The following is a 2,510-nucleotide window of genomic DNA, read 5'->3' as shown; positions in this document are numbered from 1 at the left end:
TGCGTGAGTTGTACGAGACCAGGGATTTTCCGCGAGCCGCCTGGTTGCAACGCATGGATGAGCGTCGTGCACTCGCCCGTGCGCACCGCGACATCTACCTACGCGCGACGGGAGGGCGGAACGGATGACGTCGCCCTCGTTGCGTGTAGCCCTCATCGCGTCCAACAGGTATCCGATTCGCCAGCCCTTCGCGGGCGGACTCGAAGCACACGTGTGGCACCTCGCGCACGCGCTCGGCAAGGACGGGCACGAGGTGACGCTCTTCGCCGCACCGGGCTCCGACCCCACACTTCCGGCCGAGTTCCTCGAAGTGCCCTCGTTCGAGGTCGGCGAACTCGCGCGAAGCGACGTGTCGATGCCGCCGGCGGACGGTTTCCTCGGTGACCACCACGCCTACCTGTCGTTGATGCTCGATCTCGCAGGGCCGTCGGCCGACGCCTTCGACGTCGTGCACAACCACAGCCTGCACTACCTGCCGATCGCGATGGCCCGGACACTGCGTACCCCGCTGCTGTGCACCCTGCACACGCCGCCGACGCCCTGGCTCGAGTCGGCGATGGCCACGCCGGGCGGGTGCCCCGGAACGTTCGTCGCGGTCAGCCGCCACACCGCGGCGGCGTGGGAACATGCGACACCGGGCCCGGTGGCGGTGGTGCCCAACGGTGTCGACCTCGGGGCATGGCCCGTCGGGCCGGGGGGCGACGATCTGATCTGGTTCGGCCGCCTCGTACCGGAGAAGGGCGCACACCTTGCGATCGAGGCAGCGCGGCGAGCCGGCTACCGAGTGCGGATCGCCGGTCCGATCAGCAACCGCGAGTACTTCTCCCGACACGTCGAACCGTTCCTCGGCCCCGACGTGACCTATCTCGGTCACCTATCCCAACCCGATCTCGCTGCAGCGGTAGGCAATTCGGCGGCGTCTCTCATCACCCCGCAGTGGGACGAGCCGTACGGGCTCGTCGTCGCCGAGTCCCTCGCGTGTGGGACACCCGTGGTGGCCTTCGCCCGCGGCGGGATCCCGGAGGTAGTGGACGAGAGCAGCGGATGCCTCGTCGCGCCGGACGATATCGACGGCCTCGCTGCGGCGGTGCCCTGCGCGGTCGGCCTCTCCCGTTCCTCCGCCCGGGCCCGCGCGGAGGAGCGCTGTTCGGAACGCACGATGGTCGATGCGTACGTCTCGCTGTATCGGGAGCTCGCAGGAGCGGCATGATCGGCTACTACATCCATCATCACGGGCACGGGCACCGTACCCGCGCGAGCAGCATCTGCGCGCATCTGCAGGCGCCGGTGACGGCGTTGTCGTCGGCGCCGCTCGGCAGCGCGTCGGATGCCTTCGACGACGTGGTGCTGCTCCCCCGCGACGACCTCGCCGTCGGCACCGCACAGGACCCGACGGCCCACGACGTCCTGCACTGGGTTCCCAGCCATGACGACGGTCTCCGCGAACGCATGCACGCGCTGGGTTCGTGGATCGCCGCGACGCGACCGAGTCTGCTGGTGGTGGACGTATCGGTGGAAGTGACGCTCCTCGCCCGGCTGTACGGCATCCCCGTGGTGGTGCTGGCGATGCCGGGCGAACGCACCGATACCGCGCACACGCTCGCGTACCGCATCGCCGACCACATCGTCGCGCCGTGGGCACAGGAGATCTACGACCCGCACTGGCTGCACCCGTATGCGGACAGGACATCGTATGTCGGGGGCATCAGCCGGTTCGACGGTCGTCCGGCACCCACCCGGCCGTCCGCCGAGAAGCCGCAGGTGCTCGTGATGAGCGGCAGCGGCGGGTCGTCGATCACGGTCGACGATCTGCACCGCTTCTCGGCCCGCTTCCCGGAGTACACGTGGGAAGGTCTCGGAATTGCCGGGGGTCCGTGGATCGACGACCCGTGGCCCGTCCTCGCGGGAGCCGATGTCGTGATCGGGCACGCGGGACAGAACACCGTCGCCGACATCGCGGCCGCCGCACGACCTGCAGTCGTCATCGCCGAACCCCGGCCGTTCGACGAACAGCACTCCACCGCAAAGGCTCTCGAGAAGTCCGGCCTGGCAGTGGGACTCGACGGCTGGCCCGGCCCCGGACGTTGGCCCGAACTGATCGAACGGGCACGCGGCCTCGACCCGATCGAGTGGAAACGCTGGCAGGTCGATGGCGCTGCGGCGCGGGCCGCCGCAATCCTGGACGAGCTCGCGGGGGCGCCGTGACCGTCTCGGTCGTCACCGTCGCCGCCGGTCGCAGCACGCATCTGCGGCGGCAACTCGACGGCCTCGCGCGCAGCACCCGAACACCCGACGAGCACATCGTCGTCGCGATGGGTGATCCGGAGGTCGCCGATGTGGTGGCTGCTGCGAAATCGCCGGCGCGGGTGGTGCCGATGGATGTCGGCTCCGGGCGCCTACCGGTCGCGGAAGCGCGGAATCTCGGAGCCCGTGCGGCGTCGTCCGACCTGCTGGTCTTTCTCGACGTCGACTGCATCCCGTCCCCCGAGCTGCTCGAACGGTACATCGAC

The 2,510-nt window shown here is 69.6% G+C and carries 3 protein-coding genes; all 3 read left to right on the top strand.

Annotated features, from left to right (window positions below; genetic code table 11):
* Positions 1–124: 124 nt before the first annotated feature.
* Entirely contained in the window at positions 125–1,210 is a 1,086-nt protein-coding gene (locus tag R1101_RS0121065; RefSeq protein WP_016935244.1) for a glycosyltransferase family 4 protein, read from the top strand.
* Complete coding sequence (locus R1101_RS0121060; RefSeq protein ID WP_016935243.1) at positions 1,207–2,205, top strand: glycosyltransferase; 999 nt, start codon at positions 1,207–1,209, stop codon at positions 2,203–2,205. Before R1101_RS0121065 ends, R1101_RS0121060 begins: the two co-directional genes overlap by 4 nt.
* Positions 2,202–2,510, top strand: a 309-nt coding sequence (locus R1101_RS0121055) for a glycosyltransferase family 2 protein (RefSeq protein WP_016935242.1), incomplete at its 3' end; no start/stop codon positions are given. The genes R1101_RS0121060 and R1101_RS0121055, both read left to right, overlap by 4 nt.

It is taken from the genome of Rhodococcus sp. R1101, from assembly GCF_000278445.1.
GTDB lineage: Bacteria > Actinomycetota > Actinomycetes > Mycobacteriales > Mycobacteriaceae > Rhodococcus > Rhodococcus gordoniae.
This window is presented reverse-complemented; position numbering and strand designations above follow the sequence as displayed.